Below are 23,282 nucleotides of genomic sequence, written 5' to 3'. Positions count from 1 at the left end.
ACCCTATTTTTTATTCTATTTTGAATAAGACGGACGTGAAAAATAAGAAGATTAAACGTTTATGGATTAATTCGCTAGAAGTAGAAGAAGTAAGAAAAGGTTTTAATAGCTTATTGGATAATTCAAAAGACTTATTGATGTATGAAGAAGCAAAGGCTCGTCAAATCAGTGATTGGCTCGTTGGGATGAACGCCAGTCAATTATATAGCTTGTTAATGCATGAAAAAGGTGTGAATATGACGTTGTCGGTTGGGCGTGTTCAGAGCCCTTTATGTTATCTCATTTATCAGCGCCAAAAGGAAATCGAACAGTTTGTTTCGAAACCATTTTTTGAACTAGTTGGTGAGTTTAAAACAGCAAACGGTATGTATATGGGGAAAGCTAAAAACATTCGAACGGATACGATTGAACCATTACAATCATTTGTTGAGGACAACGGTTGTTTACTTGATTCAGAAATAAGTGGTATGGTTGTCTCTGTTGAGAAGAAAGAAAAACGTGTAAAATCTCCTAAATTGCATTCGTTATCAACGTTACAAACGGTTGCCAATAAAAAGTGGAAGTATAGTCCTGCAAAAGTATTAGAAGTGATGCAATCTTTATATGAGAAGAAATTAGTTACTTATCCACGTACCGACTCCAATTATATTACGGAAAATGAATTTTTGTATTTAGTTGAGAATCTCGAACGATATAAAGAGTTGTTAAACGTTACGTTTGAAGCAAATTTAAAAGTTAATAAACGCTATGTCGATAATTCGAAAGTACAGGTGCATTATGCAATTATTCCAACGAAAACTATACCGTCTGATACGAATCTGAACGGTCTGACAACAGAAGAAAAATCGATTTATGAAGAAATCGTACTTACAACACTTGCGATGTTTCATCGAGATTATGTTTATGAAGAAACGAAAATACTTACTTCTGTAAATGATATTGAATTTGAAAGTATTGGGAAAGTTGAAATTGATAAAGGGTGGAAACTGTTATTTACAAAATCAGTGGAAGGTATCGAGAAAAAAGAAGACGATCCCGTACTTCCTGTTGTAGTTGTTGATGAAAAGGTAACAAGTTTGTTACATTCAAAGGAAGCTTGTACCAGCCCACCTAAACCATATACAGAAGGGGGCTTAATTAATTTAATGAAAACCTCGGGGAAAATGGTAGAAGATGAAGAAGATTCTGCAATTTTGAAAGAAATTGAAGGAATTGGAACAGAAGCTACTCGTGCAAGCATTATCGAAACAGTTAAAAAGAATGGCTATATTGATATCAACAAGAACATAGTTTCGATTACGAAAAAGGGTGAGCTTCTTTGTGAAGCCATCCATAACACCATGCTTGCAAGTCCTGCAATGACAGCAAAGTGGGAAAGTTACTTGAAAAAGATTGGTGAAGGAAGCGGTACAAAAGAGGTCTTCGTTGCACAGACGAAAAGGTTTATATCGGATTTGTTAGAAACCGCACCAGCTGCAATGCAAGAAATCGAAACGGTATCATTTGCTCAAGAACAACAGACTGATCACTTTGGTAGCTGTCCGTCTTGTCGAAAAGGAACGATGATAGATCGAAAGACATTTATCGGTTGTAGCAATTATCGTAACGGTTGTAAGTTTACGATCAATCGAACGATTTTAGGGAAAAAGTTAACAGACAAGCAGGTCACAGATTTATTGGAAAAAGGAACTACATCCATGATTAAAGGGTTTACATCAAAAGCAGGAAAGTCGTTTGATGCAAAATTAACGATTACCGATGGGAAAGTTTCATTTGTGTTCGAAATGTAGGTTTGAAATAAAGTCATACCGGTTCCTCCTTGTATTGAAGTGATCGCTAATAGTTAGACACGGTCATTTTCCCCATAGAAAAACTGCACCTCCAATGTTAGATAGTGACTAATAATTGGGGTGCAGTTCAATCCGCTTTACTGTGGGATTTTGTGTTGATGGTGAATAATCTAGGTTAGAATCTAAACTGATTTAAGAATAAAAGCTCTACTAGCAAAAAAGAAATAATTAATATCCCTACTGAGAATAGGGTAATAGTTAAAATTTTATAATTATTACTATTAGGTTTACTTTCTGCTAGTATTGATTCAATGTATTTAATTTTGAAGTAATAACTTAATATAAATAATATAGATATGATTAACCAAACTAATAGTCCCATATTACACCTTTATCATTATAATTAATTTTAATCACCAACTTAATACAGCGTAGGAGTTTAAAGTTGTATTTCTAAGCACAGGAGTAACAGCTAGACCTACTGACGGGTAAACTGTAAAAGATGGTGATAATGAGATTGTGTAATGACCATATCTCACAAGTACATTAAATAAACCTTGTGATTTCTTAGTATAAAGGTATTGCCCAACATATCCCTTGTGCTCTGTAAAACCAATTCCACTCTTTAAATTAAATCTAAACCCTACTCCTGATAAAGATGCAACTTTATCAGGTTGTGTAGCTGATTTACCAGTTTGCCATCCGAATGCACTGTATGGACCATCCCTATATAAATATTTGGCTTCATATTGTGCAATATCCCCTCTACTACTTATTGGAAACGATAGCTCTGCAGACTCCGGCCAACCAATAGAAAGTGCATCAGTCCATCTACTTGGAGGACTTTTAAGCCAATTAAAATTACCGTACACATACAGTTTCTTTTGACCAGCTCTGTCACTTTTGACTTCAAATGCAGCTGCGCCTACAGTAATGTCTGTATCTTTTTTGACTAATGGCGAAATCTTATTTATTCATTATTTTGATCTAAAACTAAATGTTCTTGATTAAAATAGATTTTTTTTGCATTATTATTTATTAATTGATGTAGAACTTCTACAGGAAATTCGTTAATTTCACTATCAGTAAGACCTACATCATTAATCAAAATCGTAATTTCCGCATCTTTTAGTAAATCAATAGTTTTACTTTCATTAGCGTTTGCCATTGAAGCATTAGAAAATAAGAAAATGGAAAAGAAAAACAGGAAGCTTTTTAGTCTCAAGGTAATTCGCCCTTTTAGTTTTGGATCTACGTCAAGTTTTTGGACACAAAAAGATTAAGTTTTTTTGCACAACAACCATTCATGGATTGTTCCACATCCCAAGTAGATTGTCAAAGTGAAAAGAGCCTTTGACAATCTACTTGGGACGTGGAGAAATAAACCAATGGCTGTTGTGCCAAAAAAATGTGAAGGGGGAAGTGGTTCTGTACCCCATGTTTTACGCTGCTATTCGGCACATTTTTTCGTATTCATCCGGTGTCAAATAACCAATGCTTCCATGAATTCGTTTGCGATTATACCAACCTTCGATGAATTGAAATAACGCAATTCTCGCTGTCTCAAAGCTTTCGTATTTGGTTAGATACACTTCTTCTTTTTTCAATATGGCATGAAAAGATTCAATACAAGCGTTGTCATATGGACATCCTTTTCGACTAAATGACGGAACCATTTCATGTTTTTTTAGTAGTTTTTGAAAGGCTTCACTTGTATATTGTGTTCCTAAATCTGTATGCACGATAAGACCGGGATCGGGCTTTTGATCTTGAATCGCATTCTGAAGTGCTTCCAGCACAATTTCTGTTGTCATGGTACGAGAGAATTTATATCCGACCACTTTTTTTGTATGTAAATCAAGAACGGACGCTAGATAACACCAACCATCACGAAGCGTATGGACATATGTAATATCAGCTACCCATTTTTCGTTGATTGTTGTTGTAGTGAAATCTTGATTTAATACATTTTCTCGTTCTTCTACTGGCTTTTGTGTTGGTGTTGGGCGAAACTTTTTTGCGATACAAGATTTGATGCCTGCTCGTTTCATCAGACGTTGAACTCGATTGATACTGCCTGTATAACCTTCTTTTTTAAGCATTTCATAAATTTTGGGTGCTCCATAACGTCCTTTACTTTCTTTATGAATTGCTTGAATGCGTTTAAGTAGCTTTTCGTTTGCGACATGATAGCGATTCGGCTTCTTATGAAACGATTCATAATACGTGCTTTTAGGCATCTTTAAAACACGACACATCATTTGGATTGGATGATGTTCGCTTTCTTCTGTAATTAAGTCAATCAGTTCTTGCTCATCTATTTTCTCGCGAATATGGTCATAGCCTTTTTTAGAATTTCGATCTCCTGTTTTAGTCGAAGATTTTCTTTTTGAATGGCTTCTACATCAGCCAAAGTTAACTCCTGTTCTCCTTCAATTGGAGAGAATTGCTTAATCCATTTATAAATCGTTACTTCAGAAACACCATATTCGCTAGAGAGTTGACTGACTGGAGTGCCAGAGCGATAAAGCCGGGCCACTGTTTGTTTAAATTCTTGATTATACCGTTTTTGACTCATAATTCGGACACGACCTTTCGTTAGTTCAATATTAATGACTTAACCTAGTTGTGTCCATAAATCTATACTACATCTATTTCAATACTATTGAAATAATTAATAGTAATTCCTATAACATAAGAATTGTTGATTAACCAGTTAGTAATAGACCAAGAACTTAACGATAATTAAATCTATCATATCCACACCTCCTTTTTTGTATATATTACCATATATTAGGATTAAATGGAAATTACATTTTATAACGTCTGCTTAAAATAAAAATCAAAAAAGGAAACCAACGAAAAAGGTATGTTATTTTTGTAAACGTCAAACCAATGATATGAGAACTTACAAAGATGAGTATAATCAGACAATCAAAGTTTGCCCATTATGTGTTGAGTATGCCGAGAGAAGATTGTATATAAAACCGTGACAAATACTACATAGCAATGTGGTGTACATAGGTAATGAATGAAGTGGCCTTTGATGCCCCTTTGTTCTAGTCGAGTAAGTAATTGTTCAAGTGGCTTAGAAAAGCAAATATATTATCATGGCAATAATGGGGTATTTTCAGTTTTTATCAACTTGTAAAATATGAAGGACATTTTGATAGGCTTATTCTTAAATTGAAGCAGAACCAAATGTAAAGCAGATTGCAGATTATAAAGAACAATCACCCCATTAAAAGTGGGGGTAAGGGGGGAAAAGTCATAACACTTTTACTTGAATCAATTTCATAAATCATAGTATTTCTGAAGTATAGAGTACCCCACTACCGTCGCATAAATGATGTCTGAATTTTCAGTTTTATTTTTTTCTGGACTTTAGAGATAAAACGAAAACACCTAAGCGAGGGTAGTAAACATCCATTTTTTTACTATAACCTATGACTTGTGTAACAACGACTGACAAACCTTTATGGGACGCCGTTTCCTTCGATTTTTCGTAACCAAATGTGAGCGGATTTCCACAAAGAAGCCTTCAAATAGCGACTAATTTGTAAGTAACTGCGTTCGCTATTCGTGTTCAACTGAGCTAAAACATTCAGACAGTACACTATCATGGCTACGTACACTTGATGATGTACAGCTTGTTCACTGTGACCAAAAAACTTTTTAATGTTCAGATGTTGTTTCATCCATTTGAAAAAAAGTTCGATTGCCCAACATGATTGGTAGGTTTCTGCAATTTCATCTGCGTCCATGTCAAACCGATTTGTCAGTAAATGAAGCTCATTTCTTTTTGTATCATGCAATTTGAGTAAGCGAAACACGTTTTCAGAACGATTTTGTGGTGTTCCAATGACAACCATTTCATCAGAGAATACGGGTGAATCTTCTGGTAACGAAAAGGATTCTAACACTCGGACAACAGCGTTTTTACGCAAACGGGTCACAAAGAAATAGCCATCTTCCGTCATTTGATCAAAGCGCCCATAATCCAAGTAACCACGATCAAACACGTACATGCATTCTTTGTCATCCACGAATACTTCTAGTTGACCACGATCATGTTCGTTGGCATTCGTGAGTACGGCTTGATCTGGATAGGAGAGTCCTTTTTCCATAAAAACAAGTCGTAAGTGAAGCTTTACTCCTGATTTTGTTTTTCGAAACTCTGCCCACTTATGATTGGTCAAATTAAGCGGTAATGTACTCGAATCAATGATTTTCAAAGGCGTTGTCACTTTTCTTCTTGTTTGGAAATTGGTTTTCCGATGAATTTGTGCCACTAAATCGAGAAAAATCGTTTGAAAGAACTCAGTTGGGATGGTATTGATTCGTCTCCCTAACTGTGAAAAACTAATCGATTCCAATCCCGTTGCTCGTTGTAATTCTTCTAAAAAGACAGCGTCACTCAACGCCCGTAAACTCTCGGTTTCATGGAGTTGGGCATACAAAAGCAGTTTCATAAATGAAGCCATATAAAGCTTCTTGGTATAGTGATTTAATTGATGTGTTTTCACTAGGTCGTCAAATAATGGACGATTAATCGGTGAAAACCATTGTTCAAATGATGTTTTTCGTGTAAACTTATCCATGCTTTTGTCCTTTGTATTGGATTTGGATGGTTTATTACCACCCAACCATTATAAAGGATTTTTTTGTGTTTGGATTATATTTCAGAAAATTCGGTTTATTTAAAGGCGTTAAATTATTTTAATGCGACGCTAGTGATAAAAATTCCAATCAAAAAAAACTCCCGAAGTGACGCAAAGGGCCTTTCAGGAATGGCGGATTCAGTTATTATTTCATTAGAAATCGTTCTTGATTGAACGTAAATGGTTGAGGTCCAAAAATCCAATACGTTGAGGGCTTTTGGGAGGTGAGATGTTCCATCCTCATTTCAATTGGATTCAATCTTATCAAAAATGGAAAAAAACGATAAAAATGTAATTATCTAAAAAATGGAGGTACAACATGAAGAAACTTATATTCGCAGCATTATTATTATTGATCGCCCTTCTTACAGCGTGCAATGCAGATGAGGAGGGCAAGGCAAACGAGGCTCAACAGCAGGAAAAGGAAACGGATAGCGAAGGCATCAATGTCGACAAAGGGTTATTCAATGTGGAAGTGACATTGCCGGCCAGCTTCTTTGAAGGCGGGGATATTGATCAGTCTATTGCGGAAGCGGAAAAAGAAGGGATCGAAGTGACGAAGAATGAGGACGGATCCCTTACTTACAAAATGTCGAAAACAAAGCATAAGGAAATGATGTCCGAGATGAAAACATCCTTGCTCGAAACAATCGAGGATTTGAAAAATGGCGAAGATTTTGCATCGATCAAAGATGTTGAATACAACAAGGATTTCTCTGAATTTACGTTATGGGTGGACAGAAATGAATATGAAAACAGTTTCGATGGATTCGCCGTTTTTGGATTGGGTCTATCGGGCGCAATGTATCAGCTGTTTGACGGCGCCGATCCGGAAAACTATAATGTCAGACTCGTTGTGAAAGATGAGGCGACCAAAGAAATCATCGGCGAAGCGAATTATCCGAAAGATTTGGAGAAAATGGAAGAGTAATAAATAGGAGGTTATGACGATGAAAAAATTCTTTTATCCTATTGCAATTTTCATGTTATTCCTTTCATTGATAGCATGCGGTGAAACGACGGAGGAAAAATTGGACGGAGCTGTAGAGAAAACGGAAACCGAACAACCGGCGGAAGAAACACAAGCGGATGAGGCGTCGGAAAATGAAAACGACATGAATCAAGTGATTGTCGATAATGATAACGTGAAAGTGACACTTGTGAAAATTGTAAAGAAAGAAGATTCGATTTGGGGCAGATCGGTAGAAGTGGTTTTCGATGTTCAAAACAAACGGCAAGAATCCATTGAAGTGCAGGCACGGAGCGTTTCTGTGGACGGACGCATGGTGGATGAGACGTTATTGGTCATGAGCCAAGAGGTGGCACCGGGCAAATCGGCCACTGCCAAGTTGAAAATCGAGGAACTGGATGGATATGAATTCCCGGAGTTTAAAGAAAACTTGGAAATGACCTTGCATATTTTCTCTTGGGATAATATGGATTATCAAGAAAATCATCCGGTCAAAGTGACATTTTAAAAGTAAGCCGCTCGAGATGAACAACAAGTCCTTATTGATGGAAAACAACCTTGTAATGATTCGTATAGTTGGAATGCCAATTAGTCTGTCAATTGGTATTCCTTTTTTATTGGTTGGATAGCATTGATGATTATGTGTCAAAATCAAAGATTATATATTTTTGTTAGCATTTTTTTATCAACCCGATATTAGTAAATTGACAATAGTATATTCGTTTAAACAGTACTGTATAACCATTTCTTAAAAGACAGGCTAAACATCTGCAGTTAACTATTCTTTCATCAATAATTTAAGTGCCAAAATCATAAATATTCGGATTTTGGCACTTTTTCATGTACGGTCGGCACCGGTGTAATCTCCGGGGTGCAAGTTCCGAACAGTACTTCTCCAATTTCCATCCCTATTTCCAATCTTTCTTGTCTCCATATCTCTGCTAATGTCACAACTAATTCACTCCCTTTTTCCGTTTTTATATATTCAATCACTATGCCTTTCCGATTCGACAACAATGGATGATATTGCGTACAATAAAATGTACTGAAATTGTGATGTCAATTTATTGAAACATTTATAAAACAAACCAATGATTGTTTATAATGGAATTAAGAATGAATGGAAAAGCGGTGGTTGAATGAAGTATAGACGAATCTTGGCGATTATTGAATATTTATGGAAATATTCTTCCAAACAACATCCGAAGTCGATTGAAGATATTTTGCAATATTTGGAGATGCATCAAATTGAAGGAGGATTAAAAGCGGTTCGAAATGATTTGAAGTTTTTGACTTCGGGGGAATCGTTCATTAAAGTGGAAACAAGCCAAAGCGGAAGAAATCAATTTATACATTATTGGATTGCGGATCGATTTTTTGAAATCCATGAGCTGCGCTATTTGATGGATGCCATTTCTTCGGCCCGTTTCATATCCGAGAAAGAAACGCAGCAAATCATCGAAAAGTTGAAAGCCTTTGTTTCCGAAGATGAAGCGGTTTTATTGGAGAACCAGCTGGTCCATACCTTTGCGAAAATCGACAGTCCGCAATTTGCCAACACGGTTCAAACCATTCACCAGGCCATTGCCGAAAAGCGGGTCATTCAGTTCCAATATGGAAGATACTCCGCCGAGAAGGAATTTGTGCTATCCGGAAGCCCGGATCCCAAAACATACCTCATCCATCCATATGGGATTATTTGGAATGAGGAGATGTATTATTTGATTGGATATAACACGATAAAGGAAGGTATCCACCATTATCGGATTGACCGGATCAGGGATATCCGCATGCTGGAACAGAAATTTGCCGTGCAGCCGGGCTTTGATATCAACAAGTATCGCAATCTGCTGTTTTTCATGTTTGGCGGGGAAGAGTCGTCCATCGAGGTGATTTTTAAAAATAATTTGGCGCCCGCCGTGATTGACCGCTTTGGCCTTAACGCCGACATCAAAAGGGTGGACGACGACCATTTTCGCTTAATCACAAGAGCTATCATCAGCAAAGGGCTCGTGCGCTGGCTGCTTTCATGGGGGGCAGATGCGAAAGTGGTCTATCCGAAGAGGCTGGTGGAAGAGATGGAGGAGGAAGCGGAGAGGTTGTATAAACAATATCTTGGGGAGAGAGATTGATCCTCAAATTAAATAGAAAGTATTTCACGAACAACAATGGATGTGTTTTAATGGCTGTATATGAATTTTATTCTATCATTGAAAATAGTAAAGAAGATAACTGTTATATCGTTAATTTTCCATACATTTGAGGCTGCTTTACTTATGGAGACACATTACTTGAAGCGGTAGAGATGGTAGAGGAAGCATTGATACTTATGCGAACTTGTATGGAAGATGAAGGAGATGACATTCCTCCTGCTTCTCCTGCAGAAAAGCTAATTGAACAATTACCTAAAGGAGCAGTCTTGTGAATTTTGTTGTCGATACTGACAAATATAGAAAGATGGATTGATCTAGGGGACAATAGTTACTATCTAAAAACTGAGGTCGAAAGATTCTGTTTATCTTACAGGAGATATTACTATTTTATCGACATAATTCTCAAGATTTTTCGGTTTTTGTTTTAGTATAATATGACTATATTGATATAAAAGAAGTTTATTATGTCCCAACATGTTGAATTGTTGGACATTTTCATAAAGGAGTTCAGATTGAAAGATGTCGAGAGGAATTATTGATAATAAACAAAGTGGATTAGTGGGGGATGTATTAAAAGAATATATTGCAAAGGGCAGTAAGTTATCTGTTGCTGCTGCACAATTTACTTTATATGCTTTTGTCGAATTAAAGAAAGAGCTTTTTCAATTAGAGGAGTTTCGCTTTATTTTCACAGAGCCTGCTTTTGTACAAGGCGGCAACTTATTAAAGGAACAAATGGAAAAAAAAGAAGCTTTGTTGTATGGGGTTGAAGAAGAACAAAAATATAAAGTAGAGTTAAACCAAGCCTATATCGCTAAAGAATTTGCAAAATGGTTGAAACAAAAAGCACAAATCAAGTCAGTTACTAATCAGCGAATTCAAGGCGGACTATATCATGTCGAAAACAAAGACGGAACGCAAATCGGCCTTGTCGGTGGAGCACCATTCTCAAGTCCGGGATTAGGCTACAGCAACTCATCCAATATATACATTAACAATATTGTAGATGATACGGAATCAAATACACAACTCCTTCGCAATTTCGAGGCGATTTGGCAAAATGAGTATGCATTACAAGATGTGAAAAAACAAATATTACGGCGTTTAGAAGTGTTATATAAAGAAAATTCGCCGGAGTTTATTTACTTTGTTACACTCTACAATCTTTTCAAAGATTTTTTACAAGATACGAAAGATTACGAGGCGTTACAAACGAGAACAGGGTTTGAAAATACGCTGATTTGGAATAAACTTTATGATTTTCAGCGCGATGGTGTGATTGGTGCCATCAACAAAATCGAAACGTACGGCGGCTGCATTATTGCCGATAGCGTCGGTTTAGGAAAAACGTTTGAAGCGTTAGCGGTCATTAAATATTATGAATTGCGCAATCATCGTGTTCTTGTACTAGCACCGAAAAAATTGAGAGAAAACTGGGCGATTTACCGTTTAAACGATAAACGAAATATCGTAGCCGAAGACCGTTTTTCTTATGATTTGTTGAACCATACTGATTTATCTCGGGAACGTGGCTATAGCGGAGACATTAACCTCGAACATGTAAACTGGGGGAACTACGATTTAGTTGTCATCGACGAATCTCATAATTTCCGCAATAACGATCCGCGCAACGACCGCGTCACAAGATATTCAAGACTAATGAACGATATTATTAAAGCGGGGGTAAAAACGAAAGTGTTGATGCTTTCCGCTACTCCGGTTAACAATAAGCTCGATGACTTAAAAAATCAAATTGCCTTTATTACCGAAGGAAATGACAAAGCGTTAGCGGAAATGGCAAACATTAAAAGCATCAGCCAAACGATTCGTTTGGCGCAATCACAGTTTAACAAATGGAGCAACTTGCCTGAAGAAAAACGGACAACCGAACGATTGCTGGAAATGTTAAGCTGGGATTATTTCACACTTCTTGATTCGCTAACGATTGCTCGCTCTCGTCGGCATATTGAAAAATATTATAATGTGAAAGATATCGGTCAATTTCCAATGCGTTTAAAGCCAATCAATATAAAGGAAACGATTGATGAAAAAGATGAGTTTCCAGCACTTGAAAAAATTAATAACGAAATATTGCGTTTACGATTAGCGGTGTATTCGCCGATGCAATATATTTTGCCGCACATGAAAGACGTCTATAGCGAAAAATACGATACGAAAGTCGCCAATGGAAGAATTTTTAAACAAACAGACCGCGAAAATAGCCTTGTACATTTGATGAAATCGAATTTATTAAAACGTTTAGAAAGCAGCATTCATTCGTTTTCTCTAACATTACAAAATATTATTCATAATATTGATTCACTAATTGATAAAATTGATAACTATAATCCAGGAAATGAAACGATCGGAGACATTACAGATATTGATATTGAAGACCCAGAATTAGAAGATGCGCTCATTGGATCCAAAGTAAAAATATTAATGAAAGACATGGATCTCATTCGCTGGAAGCAAGATTTGCTGTATGACCGCGAGATTTTAGCAAAGCTGCTCGTACAGGCAAAAAAGGTTACACCTGAGCGTGATAAAAAAATATTGGCATTAAAAAAAGTGATTAAAAATAAAATTGAAAATCCAATTAATGGCCAAAATAAGAAACTATTAATTTTTACAGCATTTGCTGATACGGCAAAATATTTATATGAGAACTTACATCAGTGGATTTTACAAAATTTCGGGCTGCACTCTGCCGTTGTCACAGGTTCAGAGCATCCAAAAACAACATTGAAGTTCAAAAAAGTGGATTTCAATAGTGTGTTAACGAACTTTTCACCCATTTCTAAAGAGAGAGCGAAAGTCATGCCGAATATGACAGAAGAGATTGATATTCTCATTGCAACCGACTGTATTTCTGAAGGGCAAAACTTGCAAGATTGCGATTATCTTGTCAATTATGATATCCACTGGAACCCAGTGCGTATCATTCAACGATTTGGACGTATTGACCGACTTGGAAGTAAAAATGAACGTATTCAGTTAGTGAACTTTTGGCCGTCGATGGAGTTAGACGAATATATTAATCTAGTCGGCAGGGTCAAAGACCGAATGACCATTCTTGATATCTCTTCCACCGGGGAAGAAAACGTTATCGCCGACAACAGCAACGAAATGAAAGATTTAGAGTATCGCCGGAAACAACTCGAAAAATTACAAAATGAAGTCATTGATTTAGAAGATATTTCTGGGAATATTTCATTAACGGATTTCACGATGGATGATTTCCGAATGGATTTATTAAATTTCATGAAGAAAAACAAAGATGTAATCGAGAAGGCTCCTTTAGGTCTATTTAGTATTACAACGAATAAAAATGAAAAACTTCGAGAAGAAATTAAGCCGGGAGTCATTTTCTGCTTGAAACAAATCAATAACTTTACAGCCTCTAGCGAACAAAACGCACTTCATCCATATTATTTGATTTATGTGAAAGAAGACGGCGAAGTGTTATATAACCATGTCCATATCAAGAAAATTCTCGATATCTATCGTTCGCTATGTAATGGACAAAAGGAAGTAGAACAACAGCTGTATGCGGCATTTTATGAAGAAACAAAGCACGGTAAAGACATGGGGCGATATAAAACGCTGTTAGAAAAAGCGGTTGAAGATATCGTTGGGAAAATCGATCAGCAATTGACATTGAATATTTTTAGCTTAGGAAACTTAGATAGTCTTGTGACAAATGCGAATACAAGCTTGCAGGATTTTGAAATCATTTCTTATCTCATTATAAAAGGGTGAGAACGATGGCTAGATTAACGTTTTACCGTATGATTGGGCTGGACGATAAAGTTCGTCCGCTCAATAAAAAATTAGATAAAAAGATGTTCTATGATTTCGCCGATTTAAACAAGAAAGAAAAAGACTACATTACAAAATATATTGAACGAATGGAATTAAGTTATTTATTAACCCCGAGCACAATCAATATCCAGCCATTTATCAACGAAGAATACCATTATGAAGGGGTTATGTTTATTACGATTCAACTGAGGGAGGAAGCGAAAGACAATCATCTGCCGGTCATCGGTGAAATCATCCAAGGGGCGCTTCCGAACCCTGTGGTGATTGTCTTTGAAAAGCAAGGAAACTTTCAAATCGGCACATGCTTAAAACGATTAAATAAAGTAGATATGTCGCAGGTTGTACTGGAAGAATCGTATTACACTCCTTGGTTTCAATTGGACGGGGATGATGAAACGGTCCATCAGTTTATAAAAACGATTCATATTACGAACCTATCATTTTCTCATTTTTTTCAGTTTTATAAAGATATTCATTTAGCGGTACAAGCGTTTCAACATACAAAGGTTGTCGGAGCGTTTATCGTTGCAGAAGATGAAGAAGCACAGCAGCTCATTGCGCAAATCCAAGCACACGAAGCGGAAATAACGAAATGGAAAAATAAACTAAAAAAAGAAACGCAGTTTAATCGAAAAGTAGAGATGAATATTAAAATTCAACAGTTAACAAAACAAATGGAACAGTTAAAGCAACAATTGCAATGAAAGGAGAACCATCATGGAAAAACTAGACGGAAAATCGATGGATTTAGTGAAAACAAATATTGAAGCGTTAAAGCAGTTGTTCCCGGAAGTCGTGACCGAAGGAAAAATCGACTTTGAAAAATTAAAACTTGTGCTTGGAGAAGAAATTGAAAAACGCAATGAACGATATGAATTCACATGGCACGGCAAAACGCAAGCGATGAAACTAGCACAAACGCCATCAACGGGAACACTCCGCCCAGACAAAGCATCCAGCAAAAACTGGGATACAACGGAAAACCTTTATATTGAAGGAGACAACCTCGAAGTACTAAAGTTGTTGCAAAAATCATACTTTGGCAAGATTAAAATGATTTATATCGACCCGCCGTATAATACGGGGAAAGACTTTGTGTACAAAGATGATTTCAGGGATAACATTAAAAACTATAAAGAAATGACACAACAAACAACAAAAGCGAATACGGAGACAAGCGGACGATACCATACTGATTGGTTGAATATGATGTATCCGAGATTGAAATTGGCAAGGAATTTGTTGAGAGAGGACGGGGTTATTTTTATATCTATTGATGACACGGAAGCAGCAAATTTGAGAAAATTATGTGATGAGGTATTTGGTGAAACCAATTTTGTAACAACTTTTATTTGGCAAAGAGCTTTTGCACCTGTTAATATGAATAAGTTTGCTTCTCGTAACCATGATTTTATTTTATGTTACGCTAAAAAAATTGATAGTTTATTACTCTATGGCCTATCAAGAAGTGAAGATGCTGATGGAAGGTATTCTAATCCTGATAATGATCCTAGAGGACCTTGGATGTCAGGAGATTTATCGGTAGGTCCAGTTGTTGAAGAGAAAGTATATGAAATAATTACACCAAGTGGAAGAAGAGTTTTACCTCCAGAGGGGCGTTGTTGGGTCTTAACAAAGGAAAGATTTGAAGAATATCGTAAAGATAATCGAATTTGGTTCGGTAAAGACGGTAACAATGTCCCACGTTTAAAACGATTTTTAAGTGAGGTAAAATCTACTATTACTCCATTGACTGTATGGACATATCAAGAAGTATCACATTCACAAGATGCTAAAAAGGAATTAAAAGAATTATTTAATAATCAGTCGGTAATGGATTATCCTAAACCAGTAAAATTGATAAGAAGAATATTAGAGTTATCTACAAGAGATCATGATATAGTATTAGACTTTTTCTCCGGCTCCGCCACCACCGCCCACGCGGTAATGCAGTTAAACGCTGAAGACGGTGGAAATCGCAAATTCATCATGGTACAGTTGCCAGAATTAACAGATGAAAAATCAGAAGCGTATAAAGCCGGTTACAAAAACATTTGTGAAATCGGGAAAGAACGTATTCGCCGCGCTGGTGAAAAAATTGTTCAAGAAACAGGAAAAACGGATTTAGATATTGGTTTTAAAGTGTTTAAGCTTGATTCTTCCAATGTCAAAACGTGGGACCCTGATTTCGAGAACTTGGAGCAGACCCTTTTAGATTTACAGAACAACATCAAAGAAGACGAAGACCGTACAAAAGAAGACTTATTGTATGAAATTTTACTAAAAATTGGCTTACCGCTCACAACGCCAATCGAAGAGATTGACTATAAGGGTAAAACCATTTACAACGTCGGTTTTGGTTCTGTCTTATTATGCTTAGAAAATGAAATTGACTTAGACATTGTCAATGAAATGATGAAACATAAGTCAGAGCACATGACACCAAAAGTGATTTTCAAAGAGTCTGGTTTCATCAATGATTCAGTGAAAACAAATGCGATTCAAACATTGAAAAAGAACGGAATCACGGATGTTAGGAGTGTATAAGCCATGAAGTTAAAGTTTATTTCTGACTTAGATTATCAAAAGCAGGCGATTGATTCCGTTGTGCAAATTTTTAAAGGCCAACAAATGAAACAGTCCAATTTTACCGTATATTACGGAACGCAAGAAGAAGCCGGCATGATTCAAACGGCATTAGGCGTAGGGAACCGTTTGGACCTTACTTCTCAAGAAATTTTAAAAAATGTCCAAGCCATCCAAATGAAGAACGGTTTGCCGCGCAGCGAAACGCTCGATGGGATGAATTTTACCGTTGAAATGGAAACGGGAACCGGGAAAACGTATGTGTATTTACGGACGATTTACGAATTAAATAAACATTACGGTTTTACAAAGTTTGTCATTGTCGTGCCATCTGTGGCGATTCGCGAAGGTGTGTATAAGTCTTTGCAAATTACGAAAGAGCATTTTAACGAGTTGTACAACCGTACACCGTTAGAATACTTCATTTATGATTCGCAAAAGCTCGATAAAGTGCGTAACTTTGCGACGGCAACAACGATTCAAGTGATGATTATTAATATCGATGCCTTCCGTAAAAGTTTTGAAGACCCGGAAAAAGAAGATAAAGCAAACGTTATTCATCGGACGAACGACCGACTAAACGGTTATCGGCCAATTGAATTTATTCAACAAACGAATCCAATTGTCATCATCGATGAGCCACAAAGTGTCGATACGACACCGAAGTCCAAAGAGGCGATCGCATCACTCAATCCGTTATGTACGTTGCGTTATTCGGCTACCCATGTCGATAAATACAACATGGTGTACCGTCTTGATGCAGTGGATGCCTATAATCAAAAACTCGTAAAGAAAATTGAAGTAATGTCCGTCCGTTCTGAAGAATCATTTAACGTCCCTTATATAAAATTAGTAGAAGTAAAAGAAGGAAAAGCAAAAATTGAACTTGATGTTGAAACGCGCGGCAAAGTGAAACGAACAACAAAAACAGTGAAGTATGGGGACGATTTATACGATATTTCTGGAGAACGGGAATTGTACCGCGGCTATATGGTGGAACAAATTGATTGGACAGAAGGAAATGAGTCCATTGAAGTAAACGGTCATTATTTGCGAGTAGGTGACGTCATTGGCGATATTGACGACGATACGATTAAACGATATCAAATCCGCAAAACGATTGAGGAGCATCTAGATAAAGAACTGCGTCTAAGACCGCGCGGCATTAAAGTGTTAAGTCTTTTCTTTATTGATAAAGTGGCCAACTATCGTGATTATGATAAAGATGGTAATCCAATTAAAGGAAAATATGCCATCATGTTTGAAGAAGAATACAAGAAATTAATTCAGAAGCCAAAATATCGTACATTATTTAATGACATCGATGTTGATATGGATGTAGAGAAAGTTCATAACGGATATTTTGCGCAAGATAAAAAAGGAAGGTTAAAAGATACAAAGGGAAATACAGAAGCGGATACAGATGTCTACAATTTGATTATGAAAGACAAAGAGCGTTTATTAAGCTTAGACGAGCCGCTTCGCTTTATTTTCTCACACTCGGCACTTCGCGAAGGATGGGATAACCCGAATGTGTTTCAAATTTGTACGTTAAAAGATTCAGCGGGGACGTATGTATCAAGGCGGCAGGAGATTGGCCGCGGCTTACGTTTAGCAGTGAACCAAAATGGCGAACGTGTCCAAGACTATAACGTCAACACGTTAACGGTTATGGCAAATGAATCATATGAAGAGTTTGTCGCCTCTTTGCAAAAGGAAATGGAAGAGGAGACAGGCGTAACATTTGGCAAATTCGAAAAGCATGTGTTTGCGAAGCTAGTGTATATCGATTCAGATACAGAAGAACCTGTGCAAATGGGGTATGAGTTGTCGGCAAAATTATATGAAGAACTGAAACAATATGATTATATTGATGAAAATGGAAAGGCAAAGCCATCGTTAAAAGAAGCATTAGACAAGCATGAATTAAATTTCAGTGATGAGTTTCAACCTTGGAAACAAGCGGTTATAAAAGAAATACGACACTATTTACAACGCTTGCCGATAAAAAATGCAAACGATCGAAAAAAAGTTCAATTGAATAAAGCGATTTTAGATAGTGAAGAGTTTATTCAGTTGTGGGAGAAAATAAAATATAAAACTGTCTATTCTGTTGAATTTGATAGCGAACAATTAATTAAGAAAAGCATTGCAAGCATTCAAAAAATACCGCCGATTCATAAAATTCGTATTTTAAGCCGAAAAGATCAAGTGACGATGGACAAAGTGGAAGGAATTCATGCGCAAACGGTGAGAGAAAGCGCCGAAGATTATGCAACTGTTCATCACACTTTACCAGATTTAATTACCGAATTGCAAAATCGCACAAATTTAACACGCAAAACGCTTGTCCGTATTTTAACAGGCTGCAAGCGGCTTGACGATTTTAAAAATAACCCGCAAAAGTTTATTGAAGAAGTGACGAAAATCATCCAGCGGGAAATGAGGTTATTGCTCAATGACGGTGTCAAATATTACAAAATCGGCAACGATGCGTATTATGCCGTCGAATTGTTCCAAAACGAAGAGCTGCTGGCCTACTTAAACGACAATGCTATTCGAAGTGAGAAATCACCGTTTGACTATATTGTTTATGATTCAGATATTGAAGCAAGTTTTGCCCAGCGCTTTGAAAACGACGAAAACGTCAAAGTCTACGTCAAACTACCAAGTTGGTTCAAAATCGACACCCCAATCGGTTCCTATAATCCTGACTGGGCACTTGTCATTGACAAAAATGGTGAGGAAAAACTGTACTTCGTTCTTGAAACAAAAGGTACAGAAATCGAAGAATTTTTACGTCCGGAAGAAAGAGCGAAAATCGACTTTGCCCGCAAACACTTTGAAGCCATCGGTACAAATATCGAATTCATAGGACCGGAGAAAGATGTTGATCGATTTATGTTACGAGCAATAAGTTGTCCATAATTCATTTATTACAGAAGCTATTTTGGCTTCTGTTTTTTATAGCTTTCGATCATTTAAATTTTGTCTGTATTTTATTTTTTTCTTAACCAATTACAGAAGTAATAAGTGTGGAAATTTGAACTTAATATCTTTTTCATCAATTGGTATGTAGAAATTTTATAGAAAAATAAATCAAATCAATAGAATAATCACAACAACATATGTATTGATTTGATTGAATCTCTATTCAACCAACAATAAAAAATAAGTACATCACATTCCTTGTGTATGGCAAAATAAAAGTGCAGAGCTTTGCAAAGGAAAAATGCAGAGTCCTGCACTAAATTTTTGTGCATAAACAAAAAAAGACTTGCCAGTCACCCCAAGTCCCACTACAGTAATTGTGTCAAGCAATTGGTAGTGGAGGTAAGAAAGGATGCTAGCAATGTCTGATATTAATTGTATCAAACATTTAAGAAATAACAAAGGTTTATCTATTTCAGAAATACAAAGAACAATGGGAATTAATTGGCGAACAGCTAAGAAGTATGCGGATGAAGATCAACTCCCTAAACAGAAATCATTTAAAAAGAAAGGGATGATGTATGAGGAAAAGTGGGGAGTAATTGTTTCAGATTGGCTTTTTGAGGATTTAAAGTTAAGGAAAAAATTAAGAAGAACAAAGAAACAAATATTTGAAGAACTAAAGGAAATGGGTTTCCAAGGTTCTTATCGTACTGTTTGTTACTTTATCTCTGAATGGATGAATACTCACCAAGAAGAAAAGGATAAAGGGTATGAAAGATTAGAACATCCTCCGGGTGAAGCTCAAGTAGACTTTGGAGTAATGGAAGCTGTACAAGATGGAGAAATTGTGGATATTCATGCTTTAGTTATGACGTTTCCTCATAGTAATGCTGGATTTGCAGTACCGTTACCAGCTGAAAATCAAGAATGCTTCTTACATGGTCTCAATATTCTTTTTAAACAGGTTGGGGGAGTACCTAAAAGGATAAGAATCGATAATTTGACCCCCGCTGTGAAGAAAAAAAGGACAAAAAATGAAGAAGCACAATTAACTGATGAATTTGTTCAATTTCAGAATTATTATGGCTTTGATGTGCAGGTATGCAATCCAAGAAGTGGCCATGAAAAAGGAAATGTTGAGAATAAAGTTGGATATATACGCTATAACTTTTTTACTTCAGCTCCAATAATGGACAGCTATGAGGGTTTAACTAATCAATTATTTCATAAATTAGAGGCGGACAGAAATAGAATTCATTATGCCAAAAACGTACGTATTGAGGACTTATGGCAGGAAGAACGGGATTATCTTCTAGCATTACCGGAAAAGCCCTATCCTGTATTTAAAGAGCATCTTGTTAAAGTAAACAAATATAATGAAGTGAAAGTGGATCAGACGTTGGTTCATGTCCCTAAGGGTGGCAACTATAGTCAATTACAAATGATATTAACATGGGATCAATTAAAGATTGTTTCACCTAATGGGGAGATATTATTGGATGACTATCGGCCATATATGAAAAAGCGAAAAGCATTACCATGGCTTTCAATAATTAAAACATGGATTCATAAACCAAGGGTTGTAGAATATTCGCGCTATAATAAGTATTTACCGGGAAGAATTTTTGTTGGTAGATAATTTAATTATTCGACGAAAACGATTAGAAGCTCTAGCTAGTTTATTAGTTTCTCATGACATGAAGAAGATTAATGAAGAGTTCTATGAATTAATTGCACAGGATAAGCTACCTAGTGATAATAATCCTTATGAAGTGGACTGGAGTAAATACGATTCATTAGCTCCTAGAGAGGAGGCTGTCAATTGAAACAGGACATTAAAGAATTGTGTAAGTCATTGAGGTTAGCTTATGTTGCGGATGTATACGAGCAAATACCGTTTGAAACTCCGAAACAATTCTTATATGGGCTACTTAAGGAGGAAATAAGATTAAGAGAAAAAGCGAGAGCAATCCGCTTGATAAAAAAGGCGAAGTTCTTAGATAAAAAGAGTTTACATGATTACGAGTGGACCGAACAACTTCGGTTCCCTCCTCACTTAACCAAAGAGGATTTGTGTAGCCTACAATTTATTGAGAATCGAGAAAATGTAGTTTTAGTTGGTTCACCCGGGACAGGGAAGACTCATTTAGCCACAGGACTAGGGAAAAAAGCTTGTGAACTAGGTTATGAGGTTCGTTTTTACCGTGTTGCCCACCTAGTTGAGGAATTAGAGCAAGCTTTACGTAACAACCGTTTATCAGCATTTAGAAAACGGATGGAGAAGGTTGATTTGGTCATTTTAGATGAAATGGGATACTTACCATTTAGTAAAGAAGGAGCTGAATTATTATTCCAAATTATATCGGAGTTTTATGAACAGAAAAGCGTAATTATTACATCTAACTTAGAATTTAGTCAATGGAACCGGATCTTTACAGATTCTCGTTTAACAGCAGCGTTAGTGGACAGGCTAATTCATCACGCCCATATCATCTCTTTTCATGGCGAGAGCTATAGACTGTCCCACGCATTGTCGAAAAGGAATTAAATGGGTGGCAAACCTCTGCATTTTTAATTGCATTTCTCTGCACTTTTCTATTGCAAAATACATTCCTTCTGTTTTCCATGTTGAAAGGCTAAAAACACTCATAACGGATGGAACATTTTTTTGATAATATTAACGAAACTGATTTAATTGAGGGTATGATTTTAAAGGATTAAAAACCAATCACAACGACAAGTCGCGCATTGTATCGATGAATGCGCGGTTATTTTTATTTGCAATTGGCTGATTGAAAAACTGTGAGCATTCTTCTAATTAGCATGATGAATAATTCTCAAAAAAGTGTTTGAAATGCCGAAAAGGAAATAGCAGAATAAGAAAATCTAGCTAAGATATTACAGTACCAAATGAAGAACTGATAAGAGTTATTGAAAGGGGAATACTTCATGCGATTTGACATCCGATTAGACGGATACATTGTAAACTGCGACAAAGGATACGATGAATTTATAGATGATTTCGTTGAAATGGCTTGAGTCAAATGGCTGGGGATACGCAGGAATGACGCTTCCTGTAACGGAGGAAGAAAATAGCGAAGCAGAAATCGACAAAATCCTCACTAATGAACATTATAAAAAAATGGGGCGCTTTTTTAGTGCTGAATGATGACGAAGAAGAGGAAGGGGCTGTCCGAAAAGTCGATTGAATCGACCTTGGGCTCAGCCCTTTTTTCCTATCTAGAAGCTAGTTTTGTCCCAGCCCCTTCATTTTCACGATTTGTGATGAATTTATATTTTTCGTTAAGAATAGTTGCTGAACTATATTGGAAATGAGAGTAAACCCAAAAATAGGAAATCGAATTGCGATTTTTTGCATTTGCGAGATGCCAGGAAATTCGATACTTTATAATCAAATCCGTGTAGGAGTTTGAAATGTCAACAATTGCATATATTCAATCTTACCTAGAAGAAAATAAGCTACAAGATGATGAGTTGCAAAAATAGAAAAAATGGAGTCGACCGTTGACTCCATTTTTTATTCTTGGTATTATCTGGATTAGTTAACAATTGCATATAAGAGGTGATTATCATTCCAGCAATCCACATTACTTTTTCATTGGAAAAACCGCTGACAGTACCAGTGAACTACCAACATTTGCTTCAAGCGTTCGTCTACAAGATTTTGCCTCAAAAAGAAGCAACGTTTCTCCATGAACATGGTTTTCAGCATCAAAACCGCACGTACAAGCTGTTTGTATTCAGCACCTTGCAGTCGTCAAATATAACTTATGATAAAGAAACTAAAAAACTAACATTTTATGACAAATTATATCTGTCTATTAGTTCAATTATACCAGATATTGTGGAAAAAACTGCAAATTTTTTATTATTATCTGCAGATTTAGAGATGAATGGCGTTTCTTTAAAGGTTGAATCATTGGAATTTGACAAACTGGAAGTGCAAGATAGTGAAATCGTTGTCCGCGCTTTATCGCCGATTACTGTATATTCAACGTTTGAACGTAGGGATGGAAGCAAAATTACGCATTTCTTTTCACCGTTTGATAAAGTGTTTGAGCATTTACTGGAGGAAAATTTTATTCGCAAATATGAAGCATTTTACAATAAACCCTTTGCAGAGGAAGGCCAGGTCCTTTCTGTCGAACCCATTCAAGTAGACAGTCGCGACAAAGTTGTCACGAATTACAAATCGACTTGGATTACCGGCTGGAAAGGCATGTACCGGTTGAAAGCCAAACCGGAATATTTATCTTTTCTACTTAATACAGGTCTGGGCTCCAAAAATTCGATAGGTTTCGGCATGATTCGACCAGAATCGACCTTACCTAAAAGGGATTAG

General features: G+C 36.5%; 18 protein-coding genes. 13 read left to right on the top strand and 5 right to left on the bottom strand.

Features of this window, described 5'->3' with window-relative positions; all coding sequences use genetic code 11:
* Positions 1-35: 35 nt before the first annotated feature.
* Complete coding sequence (locus tag NST13_RS04255) at positions 36-1,790, top strand: DNA topoisomerase (protein WP_342581504.1); 1,755 nt, start codon at positions 36-38, stop codon at positions 1,788-1,790.
* A gap of 413 nt (positions 1,791-2,203) precedes the next feature.
* Here the strand turns inward: NST13_RS04255 and NST13_RS04250 are convergent, their stop codons facing one another.
* The 4 genes from NST13_RS04250 to NST13_RS04235 all read right to left on the bottom strand — a co-directional run bounded on the left by NST13_RS04250 (position 2,204) and on the right by NST13_RS04235 (position 6,391).
* Positions 2,204-2,662 carry a hypothetical protein gene (locus NST13_RS04250; protein ID WP_342469269.1) on the bottom strand — a complete coding sequence of 153 codons (459 nt, stop codon included), beginning with the start codon at positions 2,660-2,662 and terminating at the stop codon, positions 2,204-2,206.
* 98 nt (positions 2,663-2,760) lie between these two features.
* On the bottom strand, positions 2,761-3,015 hold the full coding sequence (locus tag NST13_RS04245; protein ID WP_342581503.1) for a hypothetical protein: 255 nt from the start codon (positions 3,013-3,015) through the stop codon (positions 2,761-2,763).
* A 217-nt stretch (positions 3,016-3,232) separates the two neighbouring features.
* Positions 3,233-4,368, bottom strand: a protein-coding gene (locus NST13_RS04240) for an IS3 family transposase (protein WP_342581502.1) whose coding sequence is annotated in 2 segments (ribosomal slippage) — positions 3,233-4,143 and positions 4,143-4,368 — 1,137 coding nt in all. Because the reading frame shifts where the segments join, the coding sequence is not laid out codon by codon here.
* Between the two features lie 898 nt (positions 4,369-5,266).
* Positions 5,267-6,391, bottom strand: a complete 1,125-nt coding sequence (locus tag NST13_RS04235; RefSeq protein ID WP_342581501.1) for an IS4 family transposase — start codon at positions 6,389-6,391, stop codon at positions 5,267-5,269.
* Positions 6,392-6,770: 379 nt separating this feature from the next.
* Between NST13_RS04235 and NST13_RS04230 the strand changes: the two genes are divergently transcribed.
* Both NST13_RS04230 and NST13_RS04225 read left to right on the top strand, forming a co-directional pair.
* Positions 6,771-7,382 (top strand): hypothetical protein, encoded by a 612-nt coding sequence (locus NST13_RS04230; RefSeq protein WP_342581500.1) that lies wholly within the window; start codon positions 6,771-6,773, stop codon positions 7,380-7,382.
* Between the two features lie 19 nt (positions 7,383-7,401).
* The gene (locus NST13_RS04225) at positions 7,402-7,929 is read left to right on the top strand and encodes a hypothetical protein (RefSeq protein WP_342581499.1); all 528 of its coding nucleotides are present in this window, start codon (positions 7,402-7,404) and stop codon (positions 7,927-7,929) included.
* 302 nt (positions 7,930-8,231) lie between these two features.
* Here NST13_RS04225 and NST13_RS04220 read toward each other — a convergent pair whose 3' ends face one another.
* Positions 8,232-8,372 (bottom strand): hypothetical protein, encoded by a 141-nt coding sequence (locus tag NST13_RS04220; protein WP_342581498.1) that lies wholly within the window; start codon positions 8,370-8,372, stop codon positions 8,232-8,234.
* A 188-nt stretch (positions 8,373-8,560) separates the two neighbouring features.
* On the opposite strand from NST13_RS04220, the gene NST13_RS04215 reads away from it, so the two are divergent.
* From NST13_RS04215 to cas6, 10 genes are all read left to right on the top strand, one after another.
* Positions 8,561-9,553 carry a WYL domain-containing protein gene (locus NST13_RS04215; protein ID WP_342581497.1) on the top strand — a complete coding sequence of 331 codons (993 nt, stop codon included), beginning with the start codon at positions 8,561-8,563 and terminating at the stop codon, positions 9,551-9,553.
* A 540-nt stretch (positions 9,554-10,093) separates the two neighbouring features.
* Positions 10,094-13,336 carry a helicase-related protein gene (locus NST13_RS04210; protein ID WP_342581496.1) on the top strand — a complete coding sequence of 1,081 codons (3,243 nt, stop codon included), beginning with the start codon at positions 10,094-10,096 and terminating at the stop codon, positions 13,334-13,336.
* Between the two features lie 5 nt (positions 13,337-13,341).
* Positions 13,342-14,103: a DUF4391 domain-containing protein gene (locus tag NST13_RS04205; protein WP_342581495.1), complete on the top strand. Its 762-nt coding sequence runs from the start codon at positions 13,342-13,344 to the stop codon at positions 14,101-14,103.
* Positions 14,104-14,116: 13 nt separating this feature from the next.
* Positions 14,117-15,946, top strand: a complete 1,830-nt coding sequence (locus NST13_RS04200; RefSeq protein ID WP_342581494.1) for a site-specific DNA-methyltransferase — start codon at positions 14,117-14,119, stop codon at positions 15,944-15,946.
* Between the two features lie 3 nt (positions 15,947-15,949).
* The gene (locus NST13_RS04195) at positions 15,950-18,913 is read left to right on the top strand and encodes a DEAD/DEAH box helicase family protein (RefSeq protein ID WP_342581493.1); all 2,964 of its coding nucleotides are present in this window, start codon (positions 15,950-15,952) and stop codon (positions 18,911-18,913) included.
* A gap of 415 nt (positions 18,914-19,328) precedes the next feature.
* Positions 19,329-20,558, top strand: coding sequence for an IS21 family transposase (gene istA, locus NST13_RS04190; RefSeq protein WP_342581492.1), 1,230 nt, complete (start codon positions 19,329-19,331; stop codon positions 20,556-20,558).
* On the top strand, positions 20,548-20,745 hold the full coding sequence (locus tag NST13_RS04185; protein WP_342581491.1) for a hypothetical protein: 198 nt from the start codon (positions 20,548-20,550) through the stop codon (positions 20,743-20,745). Before istA ends, NST13_RS04185 begins: the two co-directional genes overlap by 11 nt.
* Entirely contained in the window at positions 20,742-21,467 is a 726-nt protein-coding gene (gene istB, locus NST13_RS04180; RefSeq protein ID WP_096550005.1) for an IS21-like element helper ATPase IstB, read from the top strand. The genes NST13_RS04185 and istB overlap by 4 nt, the downstream gene beginning before the upstream one ends.
* A 468-nt stretch (positions 21,468-21,935) precedes the next feature.
* A complete protein-coding gene (locus NST13_RS04175) occupies positions 21,936-22,088 on the top strand; it encodes a hypothetical protein (protein WP_342581490.1) in 153 nt (50 codons plus the stop codon).
* A 414-nt stretch (positions 22,089-22,502) separates the two neighbouring features.
* Positions 22,503-23,282 carry a CRISPR-associated endoribonuclease Cas6 gene (gene cas6 / locus NST13_RS04170; protein WP_342581489.1) on the top strand — a complete coding sequence of 260 codons (780 nt, stop codon included), beginning with the start codon at positions 22,503-22,505 and terminating at the stop codon, positions 23,280-23,282.

This window comes from Ureibacillus sp. FSL W7-1570, from assembly GCF_038593265.1.
Taxonomy (GTDB): domain Bacteria; phylum Bacillota; class Bacilli; order Bacillales_A; family Planococcaceae; genus Ureibacillus; species Ureibacillus suwonensis.
This window is presented reverse-complemented; position numbering and strand designations above follow the sequence as displayed.